A 19,148-nucleotide genomic window follows, 5' to 3' on the forward strand; every position below is an offset into this window, starting at 1 on the left:
AAAGACGAGGGAGTTGACCAAGTGCTCCGCGGGAGAGGGAAGTCGCAGGGGACGGTTGCCGGGGGTGATGGACCCGAGGACACGTGCCGCGCGGGCCCCTGTGCACGCGGGCACCGTGCCCGCGACGCCGTGAACGGTCAGAAAGCCCAGCACGGCGAAGGCGTCGCCCCCAGCGGCCGCAGCGCGTCCGCGACGGTCCGCGCGGTCAGCCGGGTGAGCGTGGCGACCACGTCCTCGTGCGGCAGAGCACCGAAACCGGCCAGCGCGGCACGCAGATACCCGGTGTGGAACAGCTCCTTGCCGGTGGTCTTCGGCGGCGGCAGCCGGTAGTACGGCTCCGCCAGCAGCCGCCTCAGCAGCGGCTCGTGCACCCGGCCCGCCGCCGCCGTCGCACCGTCCTCGTCGTACGCCCGCCGGCCGCCGGTCGACTCCACGACCGCCGCGTCCACCAAGGCGTTCGCCGGACCCGTGTCGAAGGCGACCGGACCGGCAGGCGTCGCCCGCCACGGTCACATTGGCGATCCCGCCCAGATTGAGCGCCACGGGTACGCCCGGCCTGCCGCGCAGCCACAACACATCACCAGGCTCACCAGCGGGGCGCCCTGTCCGCCCGCCGCGACGTCCCGCGGCCGGAAGTCGGACACGACCGGCCGGCCCGTCGCCTCCGCGATCCACGCCGGCTGCCCCAGCTGCAGCGTGTCGTGCACCCGGCCGTCCTCGGCCCAGTGGTACACGGTCTGCCCGTGCGAGGCGACCAACCCGGCCCGGCCGCCGCACAGTTCACGGTCCGCGCGGACGGCGGCCGCCGCGAACGCCTGCCCGATCCGGGTGTCGAGGCGGCACACCCGCGTCAGCGTCGTCGTCGTCGCCGGCGGCAGCGCGTCGGCCAGGGCCGCACGCAGTCGTCGTCGTGTCCCTCGCTGATCAGACCGGCGAGGTCGGCGGCCACGGCGTCGATCGCGTCGTACGACGTCCCCGACATCCACCGCCGACTTCTCGCGGTAGGTCACAAGTTGGCGTGATAGTTTGTGAGCTGTGCCACTCACGTGAAGCGGGCGTTCAAGTACCGCTTCTTTCCAACGGATGCGCAGGCGGCGGAGCTGTCGCGCACCTTCGGTTGCGTGAGGAAGGTCTACAACATGGCGCTCGCGGCTCGTACGGAGGCGTGGGCGCGCCAGGAGCGGGTCAACTGCAACGCCACGGCGGCGATGCTGACGGCGTGGAAGAAGACCGATGAACTGGCGTACCTGAACGAGGTGTCGTCGGTTCCGCTCCAGCAGGCGCCTCGGCACCTTCAAGTGGCGTTCACCAACTTCTTCGGCAAGCGGGCGAAATACCCGCGCTTCAAGTCCCGTAAGAAGTCCCGCAAGTCCGCCGAGTACACCACCAGCGCCTTCCGTTTCCGCGACGGTCGGCTGACCCTTGCGAAGATGAGCGAGCCCCTGGCGGTTGTGTGGTCCCGTCCCCTGCCCGAGGGTGCCAAGCCCTCGACGGTGACCGTGTCCCAGGACGCGGCCGGGCGCTGGTTCGTGTCCCTGCTGTGCGAGGACCCGTCCGTCAAGACCCTCCTCCCACCGATCAGGCGGTCGGTGTGGATGTCGGCCTGGACCACCTGCTGACGCTGTCGACCGGGGAGAAGGTCACCAACCCGAGGCACGAACGTCGCGACCGTGCCCGGCTTGCGAAGGCTCAGCGGAACCTTGCCCGCAAGGCCAGGGGCGACGGAGCGAACCGGGCCAAGGCCCGCCGCAAGGTCGCCCGTATCCACGCCCGGATCGCCGACCGGCGCCGTGACCTGCTGCACAAGCTGTCCACTCGACTCGTCCACGAAAACCAAGTGGTCGTGATCGAGGATCTGACCGTTCGGAACATGGTGAAGAACGGCAAGCTCGCCCGCGCCATCAGTGATGCGGCGTGGCGCGAGTTCCGCTCGATGCTGGAGTACAAGGGCCAGTGGTACGGCCGCGACGTGATCGCGGTCGACCGCTGGTTCCCCTCCTCCAAGCTGTGCTCCACCTGCGGCACCCTCGCCGAGGCGATGCCGCTGAACGTCCGTACCTGGACGTGCGACAGTTGCGGCACAACCCACGACCGGGATGTGAACGCGGCGAAGAACCTTCTGGCCGCCGGGCTGGCGGTGTCTGTCTGTGGAGCTGGTGTAAGACCTCAACGGAGTACTCCGGGCGGGCAGTCGGCGACGAAGCAGAAACCCCCACGGCGCGAGCCCTGAGAATCCCCCTCGTTCACGAGGGGGAGAAGTCGATCCTGATGCTTGCCTGCCACCGGCCGCAACGCGCCCTCATCCGCCGGCGGCCCGGCCGCCGCCTGCCCGCCGCGCCACCGCCGCAGCACCCACCCGACGAGCACCGCCACGGCCGCGAGGGCGTACGCGGTCGTGCCGATCGTCTCCCCGTCGGCGTCCAGATGCACCGTCACGTACTTCGCCGCACCGGCCGCCGCGACACCCAGCCACTCCCACCTGCCGTCGAGCGCCACCAGCGCCACCAGCAGCAGCGCGTACCAGGAGTAGCCGGGAGTCAACAGCAGGAAGGCCGTACCCGTCACCGGCAGCGCCCCGCTCCACGGGCGCTCGGGGTCGCCGCGCCGCAGCACGTACCCGACGACCACCACGGTCACGACCACCACCGCGGGCAGCGCCCACGAGTCCGGCAGCACCAGCCGCAGCAGCGCGTACCGGTTGCGGGCGGACGGGTCGTCGTAGCCCTCCTCCTCGGTGTAGCCGCTCAGATAGCCGAGCACGGAACTGTTCGACAGCAGGACGTACGGCAGGTACGACAGCGCCACGAGGGCCGCCGCCGGCACCAGGACCGCCGCCGCGTCCCGCCACCGCCGCACTCCCGCCAGCGCGCCCGGCAGCACCACCGCCGGCAGCAGCTTCGTCGCGACCGCCGCGCCGAGGAGCACCCCGCCCTCCACACGCCGGCGGACCACCACCGCGAGCCCCACGACCGCCAGCAGCACCCCGAGCACATCGACGTGCGCGTTGTTCACCGCCTCCAGCGGAACGGCGGGACACCACGCCCAGTACACCGCCGTCCGCGGATCGCCTCGCCGCCGCAGCACGAGCACCAGCGCGACCGTCGTACCGACGGCGATCAGTGCACCGCCGGTCTGCAGCGCCTTGTGCCGCGCGTCGTCCGGCGAGACGGCGTGCACCAGCAGGAAGTAGCCCTCCGCGAACGGCGGATAGATCGTGTGGACACCCGGCCGGTTGATCCGGGTGCAGTGCACCTCGCCCTTGGGCCCGGCGATCCGCGCCCGCTCCGGCATCTCGCACTCCGCACCGGTCGGGAAGAGCCAGTCGTCCCGCAGATCAGCCAGCTCCGGATCGGCCGGCGGATGGTCGTACGGCGAGATCCCCGCTGCCTGCACCCTGCCGTCCCAGGCATAGCGGTACGAGTCGGTGCTGGTACGCGGCGGGGCGAGCAGCCCGGTCGCGGCGACCGCGATGCCGCCCGCGACGATCAGCAGCACCGCGTGCCGCACCGGCGCCCGGCGCACCGCGAGGGCCGCCGCGGCGAACAGGATCCAGCAGACGGCGTACCACCAGGCCAGGCCGCCGGGATCGGTGATGTAGCCGTCCTTGCGTACGGTCACGGCGAGCACGGAGGCCAGGCCGGCGACGAGAACGCCGGCCGTGAGTGAGCGCATGTTGATCACGGCGCCCAGCCTGGCAGCCGAACCGGCCCGAACGGCGCAGCCGCCTCCCGACGTCCGCGTTCCGTAAGGTGTCGGATCCCTCCTTCGGGTGGCTGACGGGGTTCTCATGGAAGACATGAGGATCAGCAGGGGCGTACCGCCGCTCACCCTTCGGCCGCCGACGTTCGCAGGCCGGCTCCACGACGCCCGCACCGCCACCGCCGTCGGCCGGTGGCTCGGCGCGGCGATCGTCGTGTGCTTCCTGACCGGCGTGCTCAGCCACTACGTGCAGCGGCCGCCGGACTGGCTCGCCGGCATACTGCCCAGCCGCCCCTCCTGGGGCTACCGGGTCACCCAGGGGCTGCACGTCGCAAGCGGCATCGCGGCAGTACCGCTGCTGCTGGCGAAGCTGTGGGCCGTCTACCCGAAGCTGTTCGTGTGGCCCGCGCTGCGGTCACTGCGGCACGCCCTGGAACGGCTCTCGGTGGCCGTGCTCGTGGCGGCGGCCGTCTTCCAGCTCGGCACGGGCCTGCTGAACACCGTCCAGTGGTATCCGTGGCCGTTCTCCTTCGTCCCCGTGCACTTCGCGGTCGCCTGGCTGCTCCTGGGCGCGCTCGTGCTGCACATCGCCGTCAAGTACCCGCAGATCAGGGCCCACTGGGGCAGGCGCTCGCCCGGGACGCTGGAACTCCCGGCCGAGGACGGGCCCGACCGGCGTTCCCTGCTCGCCGGGGTCGCGGCGGCCGTCGGCGCGGTGACCCTGACGACCGTCGGCCAGTCGCTCACACCGCTGCGGCGGCTCGACCTGCTCGCGCCCCGCCATCCCGACCACGGCCCGCAGGGCCTGCCCGTCAACCGCACGGCCGCGGCGGCCCACGTCAGCCGGTCCACCGTCGCCGACTGGCGGCTCACCGTCACCGGCCCCCGCCCGTACACCCTCACCCTCGACCAGCTCGCCGCCCTCCCGCAGCACACTGTGACCCTGCCCATCGCCTGCGTCGAAGGCTGGAGCAAGTCCGCACGATGGACCGGCGTACGCGTCCGTGACCTGCTCGAACGCGCCGGCGCGCCGCCCGGCAGCGCACTGCGGGTGGTGTCCGCGGAACGGCGCGGCGCCTACCGGGTGATGGAGATGGGCGGCGGCTACACCGACGACCCGCTCACTCTCCTCGCGCTCCGCCTGAACGGCGAGGTCCTCTCCCTCGACCACGGCTACCCCGCCCGGATCATCGCCCCCAACCGGCCGGGCGTGTGGCAGACGAAGTGGGTCAGCGGGATGGAGGTCATGTGATGCGGATCGCGCTGGGCGCTGCCGGCGTCGCCCTGATGAGCATCGGCCTGGCCCTCCTCGTTGCCGGCGGGCAGTTCAAGGACGTCGCCCTGTGGCTGGCCGGCGCAGTCGTCCTCCATGACCTCCTCGTCGCACCGCTGGTTCTCGCCGCCGGCCTGCTCCTGGCCCTGCTGCCGGCCCGCGGCCTGCTGCGCGGCGCCCTCGTCACCGCCGGCTGCCTGACGGCGATCGCCCTCCCGGTCCTCCTCGCCCCGGGCACCCCGGGCAACCCCTCCGTGCTGCCCCTGGACTACCCGCACAACTGGCTGCTGTCGCTCGCCGCGGTGGCCGCCGTGACCGGTGCCGCCCTGGCGTGGCGGTGGCTGCGAGGCAGACGGGCGCGACGCACCAGGACAGGCGGAGGGCATCAGGGCCTGTGATGTCGTGATCAGTCGGCGGGTTCATCGAGCCCAACCGGCCGATCGGTCACTGCGGGCGTCAGCCGGCCGCACCGTCGTCGGCCGGAGTCCCGGCGGGCGTGCGATCGGCCGGGCGGCGGCCCTTGGGCTGCTGCGGTTCGGGCAGCACCGGCGCAGGCGGTACGGCACGCTCCACCGGCCGGTCCGCGGACACGGTGAGCGGCTCGCCGTGGTGCAGGATCCGCAGCGGGTTCCCTCCCTCCATGGTGTAGCGCGCCGACTGGCGGCGGATGTCCACCCGCAGCCTGCGCCCCTGCACGAGCACCGTGAACCGCAGACCGGTCAGCCGCTCCGGCAGCCGGGGCGAGAACTCCAGCGTGCCCGCCGTGCCGTCCTTGCCCTCGTGCCGGCGCATGCCGCCGAGACCGTTCACCAGGGCCATCCACGTGCCGGCGAGGGAAGCGATGTGCAGCCCGTCGCGGGTGTTGTGCTCCAGGTTCTCCAGGTCCATCAGGGCCGCCTCGCCCAGATAGGCGTAAGCGAGCCGCATGTGCCCGGTCTCCGCGGCCATCACGGCCTGGCAGCAGGCCGAGAGTGACGAGTCCCGCACGGTCAGCGGCTCGTAATAGGCGAAGTTGCGTGCCTTCTCGTCAGGCGTGAAGTCGTCCCCGCAGGTCACCATGGCGAAGACCAGGTCGGCCTGCTTGACCACCTGCTTGCGGTAGAGGTCGAAGTAGGGGAAGTGGAGCAGCAGCGGGTACTGCTCGGACGAGGTGTTCGCGAAGTCCCAGTGCTGGAAGCCGGTGAAACCGGCCGACTGCTCGTGCACGCCGAGCGCCGCGTTGTACGGCGTGGCGATCCGGGCGGCGGCGTCCCGCCAGGCGGCGGTCTCCTCGTCGTCGACGCCGAGTTCCTCGGCCCGGTCCGCGTGGCGTGCGGCCGTGTCCGCCGCGGCCAGCAGGTTCCGCCGCGCCATCAGGTTGGTGTAGAGGTTGTCCCGCGCGATGGCGCTGTACTCGTCGGGACCCGTGACTCCGTCGATGTGGAAGACGCCTTCCGGGTCGTGGTGGCCGAGCGAGTGCCAGAGCCGGGCGGTCTCCACCAGTAGTTCCAGCCCGGGGCCTCGTTCGAACGCCTCGTCGCCGGTCGTCTCCACGTACCGCGCCACGGCGAAGGCGATGTCCGCGTTGACGTGGAAGGCGGCCGTGCCGGCGGGCCAGTAGGCCGAGCACTCGGCGCCGTTGATGGTCCGCCACGGGAACGCCGCTCCCGCCAGCCCCAGCTGCCGGGCCCGCTCCCGCGCCGCGGCCAGGGTGGAGTGCCGCCAGCGCAGCACCGGGGCGACCGCCTGCGGAGCGGTGTAGGTGAGCATGGGCAGAACGAAGGACTCCACGTCCCAGAAGGAGTGCCCGTCGTACCCCGTCCCCGTGAGGCCCTTGGCGGGGATCGCGCGCTCCTCGCCGCGGGCCGCGGCCTGGAGCACGTGGAACAGCGAGAAGCGCACGGCCTGCTGGATCTGGGCGTCGCCGTCCACCTCGACGTCCGCGCAGGACCAGAAGTGGTCCAGAAAGGCTCGCTGTTCGGCGAGCAGCCCCTCCCAGCCCGTGCTGCGGGCGGTGGCGACCGCCGCGTCGACCTGGTCGTGCACGGCCGGAAGCGAGCGCTGGCCGGACCAGCCGTACCCGACGAACTTGACCAGCCGCAGCCGCTCTCCGGGCCGGAGGGTGCAGGTGACCGTGAGCCTGCTGACGTCCGGCTCGCTCTCGGCGGACCAGGACGTGCCGGCCGGGCCGTCGACCAGGTGGTCCGCGGCGGCGCCCACCCGCAGTCCGCTGCGCCTGGTGCGGTGCACCAGGCGCAGCCGGGTGTCCTGGGCGAAGTCCTCCTCGGGCTCCAGCGGTGAGTCGACGGCCGCGGCGACCCGGGGGTCGCCGGTGTCGTGGGGCATCTGCTCGTTCGCGACGAGTTCGGACTGGACCGCCAGGGAGACGGTCCCGTCCAGTGGCTCCACCTCGTAGGCGATCGCGGCGATGGCACGCTGGGTGAAGGACACCAGCCTCTCGGAGGTGATGCGGACGGACCGGCCGGCCGGCGAGGTCCACTCCGCGGTGCGCCGCAGGAGGCCGGAGCGGAAGTCCAGTACCCGCTCGTGGGAGGTGAGTTCGCCATAACGCAGGTCGCAGGGATGGTCGTCCACCAGCAGTCTGACGATCTTCCCGTCGGTGACGTTGATCATGGTCTGGCCGGACTCCGGATAGCCGTACCCGGCCTCGGCGTACGGGAGGGGATGGAGTTCGTGGACTCCGTTGAGATAGGCGCCGGGCAGTCCGTGGGGCTCGCCCTCGTCGAGGTTGCCGCGCCAGCCGATGTGGCCGTTGGCGAGGGCGAAGACGGATTCGCTCTGGGAGAGGACGTCGAGGTCGAGCCCGGTCTCGCGCAGGGACCACGGCTCGACCGTGTAACCGGAGTGGCTGATCATCGTGACTCCATCAGTTCGGCGAGGTCGTTCACTACGACATCCGCCCCGTGCCGCCGCAGCTCGGCGGCCTGACCGGTGCGGTCGACGCCCACGACGAGGCCGAACCGCCCGGCCCGGCCCGCCTCCACACCGGCGAGGGCGTCCTCGAACACGGCCGCGTCCCCCGGCGCGACGCCCAGGGCGCGGGCGGCGGCCAGATAGGTGTCGGGTGCGGGCTTGCCGTGGAGGCGCTGCTCGTGTGCGACGACTCCGTCGACGCGTTCGTCGAACAGGTTCTCGATGCCGGCAGCGGCGAGCACATCCCGGCAGTTGGCGCTGGACGAGACGACCGCGGTGCGCATGCCGGCGTCGCGAACGGCGTTGACATAGGTCACGGAGCCCTCGTACGCCTCCACGCCGTCTTCGCGGATTCTGCGGAGTACGAGGTCGTTCTTGCGGGAGCCCAGGCCGTTGACTGTCTCCCGGCCCGGCGGGTCGTCGGGTGCGCCCTCGGGCAGCTCGACACCACGGGAGGCGAGGAAGGTGCGGACGCCGTCCTCGCGCGGTCGGCCGTCGACGTACTCGTCGTAGTCGCGCACGGCGTCGAACGGCACGAACGCCGCCCCTTCGCGGTCGGCCCGCTGCCGCAGGAAGTCGTCGAACATCTCCTTCCAGGCCGCCGCGTGGACCTTCGCGGTGCGGGTGAGGACGCCGTCGAGGTCGAACAGACAGGTGCGCACATGATCGGGAAGCCCCAGCATACGGTCGAGGCTAGGAGGCGACGGCGACCGCCGGGGGCAGGAGCCGAGTCCCGCCGCACCGCGGGTACCCCGTACGGTTGACGCGCCGGGTGCCATTAGGAGCAGCCGGCCTCCGCCGGGCACTTTGCCGCACCGACGGCGGGAGTGGCGTGGGCGGTCCGGGGCGGGCAGGCCGGGAGGCCGGGCGCCTGCGGGTGGCGGGCATCCGGGGGCCGGGTCCCGGGTTGCACATGGCGGGTCACCGACGGTCCGGCAGACTCCAGTGGTGCGGCGCGATGAGCCGGTTGATGCTCTGGGGCCCCCAGGAGCCGGGGGCATAGGGCTCGACCGGCGGCGGGTTCTGCAGCAGTGGGGCGGAGACCTCCCAGAGCCGTTCGATCCCGTCGGACCGGGTGAACAGAGACTGGTCGCCGAGCATCGCGTCCAGAATGAGGCGCTCGTACCCCTCGAGCGCGTGCCTCGTGTTGAACGACTCGGCGTAGCTGAAGACCATCTCGGCCTCGCTCAGCCGCATGGCCGGCCCGGGGGCCTTCACCAGGAAGCGGGCGGCGATCCGGCCGGGGTCGTCGAAGTCGATCACCAGTTCGTTGCTGCGGGTGCCGTGGCCGCGGGCGGCGAGCGGGAACATCCGCAGGGCGGGCTCCCGGAAGGCGAGCGTCACGACGTGCCGCGCCTCGCCGAGCGACTTGCCGGAGCGGAGGTAGAACGGCACGCCCGCCCAACGCCAATTGTCGAGTTCGACGCGCAGCGCGACGAAGGTTTCGGTGTCCGACCGGGGGTCGACGCCGGGCTCGTCGCGGTAGCCCGCGTACTGGCCGCGCACCACTTGTGCCGGGTTCAGCGGCCGCATGGACTGGAAGACCTTCTCCTTCTCGTCCCGCAGAGGCTTGGCCGCGAGAGCGGTGGGGGGCTCCATCGCCACGAAGCCGAGCAGTTGGAAGAGATGGGTGACGATCATGTCCCGGAAGGTGCCGGTCCCCTCGAAGAACTGGGCGCGGCCCTCGATGCCGATCTTCTCCGGCACGTCGATCTGCACATGACTGATGTGGTCGCGGTTCCACACCGGCTCCAGCAGGCCGTTGGCAAACCTCAGCGCCAGGACGTTGTCCACCGACTCCTTGCCGAGGAAGTGGTCGATGCGAAAGATCCGCGACTCGTCGAAGACGGAGTGGATCGTCGCATTGAGGGCCTGGGCCGAGGGCAGGTCCGTGCCGAACGGCTTCTCGACGATGATCCGCGCACCCTCCGCGAGGCCCGTCGCGCCGAGCATCTCGACGACGGAGGCGAACGCCTTCGGCGGCACTGCGAGGTGGAACAGCCGGCGGGGGCTGCCGCCGACGGCCTGCCCGGCGTCGCGCACGGCCTCCAGCAGCGGCTCGGGGTCCTCGGGGTCGGCGGCCCCGAAGGACAGCGACTCCTCGAACTCCTGCCACGCCCTGCCCTGTGGCCCGGACCTGCCGAACTCGGCGACCGCCTCCCGGGCCCGTTTGCGGAACTCGTCGCCGCTCAGCGCCACCTGGGCGGGCGCGGAGCCGACGATCCGGTAGCGGGCCGGCAGCAGTCCCGCCTGGGCGAGATGGAACAGCCCCGGCAGCAGCTTGCGCCGGGCGAGGTCGCCGGTGGCTCCGAACAGCACGATGACGTGGTCGTCGGGGACCGCACTGGGGTGCTCCGGCCGTGGGCGGCTGGTCACGGTCACCCCGCCTTCTCGGCGTGCCCGCCGAACTCGCCGCGCATCGCGGACAGCACCTTGTCGGTGAACTGCCCGAGCCCGCGCGATTCGTACCGCTGGATCAGTGCGTTGCTGATGACGGGCGCCGGCACGCTCTCGTCGACCGCCGCCAGGACCGTCCAGCGGCCCTCGCCCGAGTCCGAGACCCGGCCGGTGTACGCCTCGAGCTCTGGCGAACGGGCGAGCGCGTCGGCGACGAGGTCGACCAGCCAGGAGCCGACGACCGAACCGCGCCGCCACACCTCGGCGACCTCGGCCACGTCGATCTCGTACCGGTACGCCTCCGGCTCGCGCAGCGGGGCGGTCTCGGCGTCGACGGCGCGGGAGCGCAGGCCCGCGTCGGCGTGCTTGATGATGCCGAGCCCTTCGGCGATGGCGGCCATCATCCCGTACTCGACGCCGTTGTGGACCATCTTCACGAAGTGCCCGGCGCCGCTGGGCCCGCAGTGCAGATAGCCCTCAGGGGAGGTCCCGTCGGTGCGGGTCCTCCCGGGCGTGGGGGCCGCGTCGCCGAGGCCCGGGGCGATGGAGCGGAAGACCGGGTCCAGCCGTGCCACCGGCTCCTCCTCACCGCCGATCATGAGGCAGTAGCCGCGTTCGAGACCCCACACCCCACCGGACGTGCCGCAGTCCACGTAGTGGATGCCGCTGGAGGCGAGCCGGCCGGCGCGGGTGATGTCGTCGCGGTAGTACGAGTTGCCGCCGTCGACGACGGTGTCGTCGGGTGCCAGCAGTGCCGCCAGCTGGTCCAGGGTCGGCTGAACCACGCCGGCTGGCAGCATCAGCCAGAGGTTCCTGGGCGGCTCCAGCTTGTCGACGAGGTCGTGGAGCGAGGAGGCGGCGGTCGCCCCTTCCTTCTCCAGTTCCTTGACGGCCTCGGTGTCCAGGTCGTAGACAACGCAGCGGTGGCCGTCCCGCATCAGCCGGCGCACCAGGTTGGCGCCCATCCGGCCGAGTCCGACCATGCCCAGTCGCATGGGTGTGTCCGTGGTCATGGTCGTTCTCCCTCGGTGTCGGTGAGTGCGGACGGTCTTCGGGGCTGCTGGGCGGCGGGCCGCCACGGCGCCGCCTCCCGGCAGGCCTCTCGCGGGCCCGGCGCTGCCACTGGTCGCGCTCGCACCGTGTCCGCGGCGCCCAACGAACGGCCTCATCTGCGCCGGGTGAAAGCCCGTGGCGTGAGGGTGCCCGGCATGGGTGCTCCGCCATCGGCTGCACGCGTCAGCGGTGCGGGACGACGGCCACGGGGCAAGCGGCGTGGTGGATCACAGCGTGGGTCACCGAGCCGATGTGCGAACCGGAGGCCGCCAGGCGTCTGCCCACGATCACGAGGCGGGCATCCGTGGCCGCCTCCACCAGCCGCCAGGCCGGCCGCCCCGTCGGCGACTCCTCGGACACCTGCACGGCCGGGAACCTGTCGCGGAAGGGGCGCACCGCTCGTGACAGGGCCGAGGCCACCTCCGCCTGTGCGTTCGAGCCCCCGTCCCCGGCGGCCCGGTGGTGGTGGAAGAACGGGTCGTGCCAGCTGTGCACGATGCGCAACGGGACATCGCACCGTGCCGCGTAGTCGAAGGCGAACTCCATGAGCTCGTTCCTGGCGTCGTTTACGTCGAGACCTAGGACGACCTCGCGCTTCCCGTCCGCACCCGGTGCGGCGTGCGCATCGTCCCGGTGGTCCGGTCTCACCAGCACCACCGGCTGTTTCGCGTCGGCGACCACCTCCTGCCCCACGGAGCCGATGACGAAGCCACCGACGCTGCCGAGTCCGTGCGACCCCACGACCAGCACGGCCGCCCGGGACGCCGCTTCCAAAAGCACCTTCGCGGGCGAGTCCTCGATCTGTTCGGCGGTCATGGCCAGCTCCGGCCGGCGGGCACGGACGCGCTCCTCCATCGCGCCGAGGACGCCCTCCGCCTGACCGGCCCGGTCCTCGTGCGACACCCGAATGGCCGGCAACTGGTGCTCGGCCCACCGGGTGGCGTTGACCAGCCGCAGGGCGGTGCTGCGCAGCGCGGCTTCGTCGGCGGCCCAGTCCACGGCCGCCAGACTTCCGTCGGATTCGTCCACTCCCACGACGATGGGTCGGGACATGCTGCCCTCCTTGCCTCGGGCTCTTGCGAAGGGCCGGGCGCGGTGGGCGCGGCCGTCACGCGAGAGGACACCTGATCAAGAACGTACCGACCGGCCTGGAACGGCGCTATCCGGGAGATAACGGCCAGTGACGGCCAGTGATGGCCAGTGTTGGCCGGTGACGGTCAAGACGGAAGGGGCGTGGCGGCCCCTCACCGCCGCTGCCGCGGCCACGCCTCGGCCGCCCATGGGCACCGGAGTCCGCGATCCCGCTGCCGACACCGGACGGGGTCACCGCGCCCGGAGCGGTCACGACAAACGCGTTTGGCCTGCTCATGCTCAACCTTTTCCGTTGGGGTACCACCACGGGCGCGATCCCCCCGCATCCGTGCGGCACAACTCGTCCTCGATACGGGAGAGCTGTGCTGTGAGGCTGCGCAGCCACAGGTCGAGGTCGACGAGCGCGGGCAGCGGCGGCCCGGCCGGCCCCGGGCGCACCGGCCGAGTGCCGTCCGGCGGCGGCCGCTCGCCGGTGCAAAGGTCGGCGAGCCGGGCGGTGGTGTCCGCCAGCGCCCGTGCGCCGGCCCGTGCCCGGTCGGCGGCGTCCGGGGGCAGGGCAGTCGCGGGCTGGTCGATACGGGGCAGCCACTGGGCACCGAGCAGGATCTGGTTGGCGGCGATGAGCACGCCGTGCCAGTCCACGGTGACGGGGGCACTGCCCGCCGGCTCGCTGCGGAACTGGTTGTAGGCGGACTCGGCGAGACGCAGCCGGCGCAGGACGGGGAGCGTCGACGGGGAAGGCGCGGAGCCCGGGGGCACGGCCGTCAGCACAGCGACGGTGCCCTGGATCAGCGGGCCGCACTCACGCAGCAGGCCGGCCATGGTCCTGCGCACCTCCCGCCGGGCCCCGGCCGGCCAGGCGAACATCGCGCACAGCAGACCGATGGCGCTGCCGGTCACCACGTCCACGATCCGCGCCTCGGCCAGCCGCCAGGTCGCCGGAGAGACCTGGGCGAAGGCGGTTGCCACCACGAGGGTGAACAGCCCCTGCGCCCACGCGATGCCCAGCAGCGGCCCGAGCGCGAAGGCGATCAGCATGCCCGGTGCGAGGATCGCGGCGTATGCCTCGGCGTGCTGTCCGACGCCGATGAGCAGGGCGCCCGCCGCGATGGCGCCCACGAGGTTGCCCGCCACCGCCTTGCGGATCGCCGCCCAGGTCTCCCCGACGGTGGTCCTGCTCAGCGTCAGCACCGCCAACAGCACCCAGAAGCCGTGGGTCAGGTCGAGTGATCCGGCGACCAGCCGGGCGGCGCCGAGGGCCAGCGCGATCCGGACGGCGTTCTGGAACTGCACCGAACGGAGCGTCATGTTGCCGGCCACCCGGCGTAGCCAGAGCCGGGCGGCGGGGGCTTCCGTGTACCAGAACAGCTCCCGCGGCTCGATCGGCCGAGTGCGCCGCCCGTCGAGACCGACCCGTACGGAGATCTCAAGGATGCGCACCGACTCGGCGACGGCCAGTACCGCCGCCTGTCGGCGCAGCACGGGCGCCGGCGGCACATCCTCGGGCGGCCCCGTCACCTGCCGCATGCGCATCTGCTGGAAGCCTCCGATCGCCTCGTCCATCCGCTCCGGGCCCGGGTCGGCCCGGCCCGCGCGCAAAGCCGCCGCGATGTCGTCGCACCGGGACGCCATCTTCGGCAGCAGCGACTCGGTCGCCGTGTCGATACGGCCGCCGCCTCGTGCGCCGTCGACGTCGCCGTCCCGGTCGAGGCTCCCCAGTACGCCCGTCTCGATCAGAAGCGCAAGCTGCTCGAGCAGTCGGCGGGCGGTGGAACCCGCCTGGCACAGGCCGCGGGCCGTGCGTCCTGCGCCCGCGGGCCGTTCCGCGGGCGGGAGCTTGGACAGCCTCAGCCGTGCGCCCGCGGCCCGCAGGGCCTCGGGCGGGAGCCGGGTGCGCCCCGTCAAGGTGTCGCCCGCGGTCGCCACGGCCTCAGCGAGGCTCACCCGGTACGGGGGGCCCGCCGGCTGCGGCAGCAGGAACAGCTCGCACAGCGCCAGCAGCACCACGCCCACGGTGAGCCCGGTCAGCCGCAGCCACAGGGTCTGCGGTTCGTACGGCGGGAAGCAGGCCAGGATGTAGAAGAGCTGGAGTCCTGGCGCCGCTCCGGCCGACCGCGGCCCCGCGATCGCCGCGAAGGCGAGGAGGAAGCCCACCACGAGCATGCCGAGCACCGCCGCCCAGGTCCGCACCGCCAGCACGGTCCCCAGTGTCACCAGCACCAGGCCGACCGGCAGGGCCTTCAGCATCACCGCGGCCCGCTGCCGCCCGGAGCCGGGGATCGAGGACAGCAGTCCGAGGGCGACCGGTGCGAACAGCGCGTACAGCGCCGGTACGGGATCCTGTAGCCCGTACTGGAAGGGATAGAAGCCCGCGGCCGCGGCGAGAGTCACCCGGAGGGACCGGTGCAGGATCTCCGTGCGCTCCGCCCCGCCCTTCACGGCAGCCCTCCACCGCGCGTCGCACGCGAGCCGAACGGCGGCACCCCGCCGAGGATCACGAGACGGCGACCTCCGGCCATGACGACCACGGAGGCCGCCAGGATCACCGCGCCGCCCGGCGCGACCAGGAACGTCATCAGAGGGCGCACGAGACCTCACCAGCCCGCTCGGTGGCCACGAGCTGCGGGCGGGCGACGCCGGCGAACAAGTCCACCACCGTCAGCGTCCTCGAGACGGAGAAGGCTGTGGCACCGGACGCCTCGGAGAAGACGGGCAGACCCGACGTCGAGAAGTCGAGCAGGCTGAACGACAGGGTGGCCGCGGACGCGAGGAAGGTCCGTGCCCACGCGGCCGACGAGGACACAGCGCCGCGCATGGCACGTTCTTCTCGGGTGGACGCCGCCGCGGCGTCCTGGACGGGCCGTGCATGCGCCCCACGCCCCGCTGCCCGTTGTCGGCCGACCCGTACGGAGCGCAGTCCGGCAGCTGAGCCGGATCGCTCCGGTCCGGCGACCACGGCTCCGTCCGACCCCGTCCGCGTGTCAGTCATACTCCGATTCTCGAAGTGCCCCGGTCTGTAAGGACCTGAGGTGTCTTCATGTGATGTCACCTTCCGGTAGGGATCAAGGCGAATGCGTCAGGCCACGGGCGCCCTCTGCGTAGGGCTCCATCTTGACCGTGAACATCACGACTTGCCCTGCATCGACACCGATGCCGCCGCCGTCATGACACCCGGAGGACGAACGTGACGTCCGGATCGGAGTCGGTGCCCGGGCGGAAGCGGTGACCGATCCGGTCGAGGAGCGCGCGCGGCCACCGGGAGTCCTCGTGCGAGGAGTGCCCGTGCACGACATCCACGCCACCGTCGATCAGCCGTGCGAGGAGGGCCGGAGCATGACGGACGGCCGGCAGCTCGGGTCCGCCTGTAGGCGGCGGTGGCGGACCAGCGGCCGGCTCAGGCCGCGTACGGGCGGTCGCGGCGCGCGTCGCGCAGGACGGAGCCCCACCACATCAGCTGGTCGAGCATCGCCTTCGCCGCGCCGTTCGGGCCCTCGGGGTCGATGAGCGTGCCGTCGGGGCCGAACAGTTCGTAGTAACGGGGGAACGGGACCACGTCGCGCACGGAGGCAACCGCGCGAAGCGAGGTACCGGGGCCCGGGGCGGAGCCCCGGTTCGGGAAGGGGCGGGTAGGGGAACGGCCCCACGCAGCGGCCCCGCCCCGCCCGCGCCCTACGCTCCGCCCCGCCCCAGCGACACGAACCGCCGTGCCCCCACCCCCCATTCGTCCCGCAGGGACCACCCCGCCCCCCGCCCGTACCGCAGCAGCGCCTCCGTGCCCACACGCGCCCAGGGGAACGGCGTGCCCTGGGCCGCGACGCCGTCGAAGACGCGGACCCGGACGCGTTCGTCGACGTCCAGCGGCGCGGTCTCCGCGAGCAGCAGCCCGCCCGGGGCGACGAGTTGGGCGACACGTGACAGGAGTGCCCGCGGGTCGCCGCCGATGCCGATGTTGCCGTCGATCAGCAGTGCCGTGTCCCAGGAGCCCTCCCTCGGCAGAGGGTCGAAGACCGACCGGCGCAGTGCGCTGCCGCCGATGCGTATCGTGCGGGCCACGGCCTCCTGGCTGACGTCGATGCCGAGCACCGTCCGTCCTCGCGCGGCGAGCGCCGCGACGAGGCGGCCGGGGCCGCAGCCGATGTCCAGGACCGCGCCGTGGCTGCGGGTGAGGACCGTGCCGTCGGCGGTGTCCGGTTCGGCGCACCAGCGTTCGACCTCCAGCGGCAGCAGCCAACCGTCGGTCCGCCGCAGGTAGAGCGGCCCGCGACCGGTGCGCAGGGCGTCGGTGTACGGGTCCGCCTGCCAGGCCGGTGCCGCCGTCATCGCGCCCGGGCCCCGGCCATGGCGGCCAGCGCCGCGGCGAACCGCGTGCCCGGCGCGCCGGCGGCGACCCACCGGGCGTCGTCCGGCGTGTCCACGTCCCGCAGTCGCGGCAGCTCCCGCACCGCGAGCCCGGCCCGGACCAGCCGCTGCCGCTGCGCGGCACCCGTTCCGGGCGACGACATGGGCACACCGCGCACCAGCCGCCCGTCCGGTTCCGCCAGTCCCAGCGCCCAGAAGCCGCCGTCGTCCGCCGGACCGAACGCGGCCTCTCCCGGGCTCAACTCCAGTCCGCAGGCCAGGAGTCCGGAGGACACCTGAGGCGTGTCCATGCCGATGAGCAGCGCGGGCCCCTCGCACAGTGCGAACGCGGCCGCGAGCCGTTCGTCCAGCCCGCCCCCGCACTGCGGCACGACGTCGATGCCGGACGGCAGCCATGCCCCGGGGGCGCCGTCGAGTACGAGGACACGGCGCCGCGCGGGTGTGGCGAGCACCGCGTCGAGGGTGTCGCTCAGCGCGGCCTCGGCGAGGGCCGCCGCCTCCTTGGGCGTGTGGACCGGAGTGAGGCGTGTCTTGACCCGTCCCGGCACCGGCGCCTTGGCGATCACCAGCAGCGTTCCGCTCATCGCGCGCCGCCGTCCACCAGGGGGCGCGGGCGGGGCTGTTCGGCGAGCACCGCGCTCATGTCCCGTACGGCCTGCCAGGTGCCCCGCCATGTGCCGGTGACCTTCGACTTCCCCGACCGCGGCAGGTAGGGGACGTCGACCTCCGCCACCCGCAGGCCCGCGTCGACGGCGCGGACCACCATCTGGAGCGGGTAGCCGCTGCGCCGGTCGGTCAGGTCGAGCGCCAGCAGGTCGGCGCGGCGGGCCGCCCGCAGCGGGCCGAGGTCGTGCAGCCGCAGCCCGGTGCGCCGGCGCAGCATGCGGGAGAGGACCGCGTTGCCGGCCCGTGCGTGCGCCGGCCACACACCCCGGGTCTGCGGGCGCCGCCGCCCCAGCACCAGATCGGCGTTCCCGGCGGCGATGTCGCGTACGAACCCGGTCAGCAGCCCCGGGTCGAGCGACGCGTCGCAGTCGCAGAAGCAGACGTACTCCGCCTGAGCCGCGCTCAGCCCCGCATGGCACGCCGCCCCGAAGCCGCGCCGGGGCTCGTGGACGACGTGCGCGCCGAGCCCGCGGGCGATCTCGGCCGAGCCGTCCGTCGAGCCGTTGTCGACGACGATCGCCCGCCAGCCGGTCGGGATGCGCGCGAGCACCCACGGCAGCGCCTCCGCCTCGTCCAGACAGGGCAGGACGACGTCCGCGCTCAGCATGCCGCACCCCGCAGCCCGCTCGCGGCGAACTCGGCCATGCCCTCGTCGAAGCCGACCCGCGCCTTCCAGCCCAGTTCGGCGCGCAGCCGCGCCGAGTCCGCGGTGATGTGCCGCACGTCGCCGAGCCGGAACTCGCCGGTCACGACCGGCGCCGGGCCGCCGTGCGCGGCGGCCAGCGCGGCCGCCATCTCGCCGACGGTGTGGGGTGTGCCGCTGCCGGTGTTGTACGCGGTGAGCGCGCCCGGCTCGCGGCCGTGGACCGCTTCCAGGGCGATCGCGTTGGCCTCCGCCACGTCCCTCACGTGTACGAAGTCCCGCCGCTGGCCGCCGTCCTCGAAGACCCGCGGTGCCTCGCCTCGTTCCAGCGCGGACCGGAAGAAGGACGCGACGCCCGCGTAGGGCGTGTCGCGCGGCATCCCCGGCCCGTAAACGTTGTGGTACCGCAGCGCGACGGCGCGCCCGCCCGTCGACCGGGCCCAGGCCGCCGCCAGATGCTCCTGGGCCAGCTTCGTCGTCGCGTACACGTTGCGCGGGTCGACCGGCGCGTCCTCGCCGACGAGACCGGGGGCCAGCTCCTCCCCGCACTCGGGGCACCGAGGCTCGAAGCGTCCGGCTTCGAGGTCGGCGGCGGCACGCGGGCCGGGCCGCACCCGGCCGTGCGAGGGGCAGTCGTAGCGGCCTTCGCCGTAGACCACCATGGACCCGGCGAGCACCAGGTCCGCGACCCGCGCCCGGGCCATCGCGGCGAGGAGCACGGCCGTGCCGTGGTCGTTGCAGCTGACGTAGTCGGGCGCGTCGGAGAAGTCCGTGCCGAGGCCCACCATCGCGGCCTGGTGGCACACGGCGTCCACGCCGCGCAGGACGTGTGCCACCGCTGCCGGGTCCCGCACGTCCGCATGGACCCATTCGGCGTCGGCGTCGGTGTCGGGCGGTCGCGGAGGCCGGGGGTGGGCGGCGGGAAGGAGGGCGTCGAGCACGACCGGGTCATGGCCGTGCGCGGTGAGCGCCGTGACGATCTGCGAGCCGATGAAGCCCGCGCCACCTGTGACGAGTACACGCATGTCCGCGACGCTACGGCGGGAAGGGCGG

Annotated in this window: 18 protein-coding genes and 2 pseudogenes; 3 read left to right on the forward strand and 17 right to left on the reverse strand. The window is 73.0% G+C overall.

The window, feature by feature from the left end:
- Positions 1-137: 137 nt before the first annotated feature.
- Both OGH68_RS32210 and OGH68_RS32215 read right to left on the reverse strand, forming a co-directional pair.
- Positions 138-902 (reverse strand): annotated as a pseudogene (locus OGH68_RS32210) (anhydro-N-acetylmuramic acid kinase).
- Positions 851-982: a hypothetical protein gene (locus OGH68_RS32215; protein WP_264250468.1), complete on the reverse strand. Its 132-nt coding sequence runs from the start codon at positions 980-982 to the stop codon at positions 851-853. Before OGH68_RS32215 ends, OGH68_RS32210 begins: the two are co-directional and overlap by 52 nt.
- 46 nt (positions 983-1,028) lie before the next feature.
- Here OGH68_RS32215 and OGH68_RS32220 point away from each other — a divergent pair.
- A pseudogene (locus OGH68_RS32220) lies at positions 1,029-2,230 on the forward strand (RNA-guided endonuclease InsQ/TnpB family protein).
- Here the strand turns inward: OGH68_RS32220 and OGH68_RS32225 are convergent.
- Positions 2,167-3,672: a glycosyltransferase 87 family protein gene (locus OGH68_RS32225; protein ID WP_264250393.1), complete on the reverse strand. Its 1,506-nt coding sequence runs from the start codon at positions 3,670-3,672 to the stop codon at positions 2,167-2,169. The pseudogene OGH68_RS32220 and the gene OGH68_RS32225 sit on opposite strands and share 64 nt — an antisense overlap.
- Before the next feature lie 115 nt (positions 3,673-3,787).
- Between OGH68_RS32225 and OGH68_RS32230 the strand changes: the two genes are divergently transcribed.
- Both OGH68_RS32230 and OGH68_RS32235 read left to right on the forward strand, forming a co-directional pair.
- Positions 3,788-4,951 (forward strand): molybdopterin-dependent oxidoreductase, encoded by a 1,164-nt coding sequence (locus OGH68_RS32230; RefSeq protein ID WP_264248917.1) that lies wholly within the window; start codon positions 3,788-3,790, stop codon positions 4,949-4,951.
- The gene (locus OGH68_RS32235; protein ID WP_264248918.1) at positions 4,951-5,370 is read left to right on the forward strand and encodes a hypothetical protein; all 420 of its coding nucleotides are present in this window, start codon (positions 4,951-4,953) and stop codon (positions 5,368-5,370) included. Before OGH68_RS32230 ends, OGH68_RS32235 begins: the two co-directional genes overlap by 1 nt.
- A 58-nt stretch (positions 5,371-5,428) precedes the next feature.
- On the opposite strand, the gene OGH68_RS32240 is transcribed toward OGH68_RS32235, so the two are convergent.
- The 14 genes from OGH68_RS32240 to OGH68_RS32305 form a co-directional block, all read right to left on the reverse strand.
- Complete coding sequence (locus tag OGH68_RS32240) at positions 5,429-7,828, reverse strand: glycoside hydrolase family 65 protein (protein WP_264248919.1); 2,400 nt, start codon at positions 7,826-7,828, stop codon at positions 5,429-5,431.
- Positions 7,825-8,568, reverse strand: a complete 744-nt coding sequence (locus OGH68_RS32245) for an HAD family hydrolase (protein WP_264248921.1) — start codon at positions 8,566-8,568, stop codon at positions 7,825-7,827. Before OGH68_RS32245 ends, OGH68_RS32240 begins: the two co-directional genes overlap by 4 nt.
- Before the next feature lie 238 nt (positions 8,569-8,806).
- Positions 8,807-10,261 carry a glucose-6-phosphate dehydrogenase gene (gene zwf / locus OGH68_RS32250; RefSeq protein ID WP_264248922.1) on the reverse strand — a complete coding sequence of 485 codons (1,455 nt, stop codon included), beginning with the start codon at positions 10,259-10,261 and terminating at the stop codon, positions 8,807-8,809.
- Between the two features lie 2 nt (positions 10,262-10,263).
- On the reverse strand, positions 10,264-11,295 hold the full coding sequence (gnd, locus tag OGH68_RS32255) for a phosphogluconate dehydrogenase (NAD(+)-dependent, decarboxylating) (protein WP_319020258.1): 1,032 nt from the start codon (positions 11,293-11,295) through the stop codon (positions 10,264-10,266).
- 223 nt (positions 11,296-11,518) lie between these two features.
- Entirely contained in the window at positions 11,519-12,388 is an 870-nt protein-coding gene (locus OGH68_RS32260; protein ID WP_264248923.1) for a universal stress protein, read from the reverse strand.
- A gap of 318 nt (positions 12,389-12,706) precedes the next feature.
- Positions 12,707-14,866 carry an FUSC family protein gene (locus tag OGH68_RS32265; protein WP_264248924.1) on the reverse strand — a complete coding sequence of 720 codons (2,160 nt, stop codon included), beginning with the start codon at positions 14,864-14,866 and terminating at the stop codon, positions 12,707-12,709.
- Positions 14,863-15,015: a hypothetical protein gene (locus OGH68_RS32270; protein ID WP_264248926.1), complete on the reverse strand. Its 153-nt coding sequence runs from the start codon at positions 15,013-15,015 to the stop codon at positions 14,863-14,865. Before OGH68_RS32270 ends, OGH68_RS32265 begins: the two co-directional genes overlap by 4 nt.
- A complete protein-coding gene (locus tag OGH68_RS32275) occupies positions 15,003-15,242 on the reverse strand; it encodes a hypothetical protein (RefSeq protein ID WP_264248927.1) in 240 nt (79 codons plus the stop codon). Before OGH68_RS32275 ends, OGH68_RS32270 begins: the two co-directional genes overlap by 13 nt.
- Positions 15,243-15,589: 347 nt before the next feature.
- A complete protein-coding gene (locus OGH68_RS32280; protein ID WP_264248929.1) occupies positions 15,590-15,724 on the reverse strand; it encodes a hypothetical protein in 135 nt (44 codons plus the stop codon).
- A 97-nt stretch (positions 15,725-15,821) separates the two neighbouring features.
- Entirely contained in the window at positions 15,822-15,989 is a 168-nt protein-coding gene (locus OGH68_RS32285) for a hypothetical protein (protein ID WP_413471063.1), read from the reverse strand.
- A gap of 107 nt (positions 15,990-16,096) precedes the next feature.
- Entirely contained in the window at positions 16,097-16,747 is a 651-nt protein-coding gene (locus OGH68_RS32290; protein WP_264248930.1) for a class I SAM-dependent methyltransferase, read from the reverse strand.
- Entirely contained in the window at positions 16,744-17,370 is a 627-nt protein-coding gene (locus tag OGH68_RS32295; protein ID WP_264248931.1) for a DUF2064 domain-containing protein, read from the reverse strand. The genes OGH68_RS32290 and OGH68_RS32295 overlap by 4 nt, the downstream gene beginning before the upstream one ends.
- Positions 17,367-18,059, reverse strand: a complete 693-nt coding sequence (locus OGH68_RS32300) for a glycosyltransferase family 2 protein (RefSeq protein ID WP_264248932.1) — start codon at positions 18,057-18,059, stop codon at positions 17,367-17,369. The genes OGH68_RS32295 and OGH68_RS32300 overlap by 4 nt, the downstream gene beginning before the upstream one ends.
- Positions 18,053-19,120, reverse strand: coding sequence for an NAD-dependent epimerase/dehydratase family protein (locus OGH68_RS32305; RefSeq protein ID WP_264248933.1), 1,068 nt, complete (start codon positions 19,118-19,120; stop codon positions 18,053-18,055). Before OGH68_RS32305 ends, OGH68_RS32300 begins: the two co-directional genes overlap by 7 nt.
- Positions 19,121-19,148: the final 28 nt, after the last annotated feature.

It is taken from the genome of Streptomyces peucetius, from assembly GCF_025854275.1.
In the GTDB taxonomy this organism is placed as follows: Bacteria; Actinomycetota; Actinomycetes; order Streptomycetales; family Streptomycetaceae; genus Streptomyces; species Streptomyces peucetius_A.